The 208-nt window shown below is 38.9% G+C and carries 1 protein-coding gene; it reads right to left on the bottom strand.

What is annotated here, in order from left to right:
- Positions 1-208 (bottom strand): SHIRT domain-containing protein (locus ADI58_RS09985; RefSeq protein ID WP_049522475.1); only part of this gene is annotated, 208 nt, incomplete at both ends.

Raw genomic sequence — 208 nt, 5'->3', positions numbered from 1 at the left:
CTCTTGAAAACCCATTTACCATCGTTTTCCGCATCTACGTACTCTGTTTTTGTCGGTTGAGTCGCATCTACATTTGCTTTATTTGCATAACGATTTTGGTCTGTTGGTTTATACCCTTCTATCGCTTCTAGCAATGTCTTACCTGGTGTTCCACTTTCAAATTTGTACGTTACACCGTATTTATTAGCTTCGAATACCCATGTTCCTA

The organism is Streptococcus mitis, from assembly GCF_001074635.1.
Lineage (GTDB): Bacteria > Bacillota > Bacilli > Lactobacillales > Streptococcaceae > Streptococcus > Streptococcus mitis_E.
This window is presented reverse-complemented; position numbering and strand designations above follow the sequence as displayed.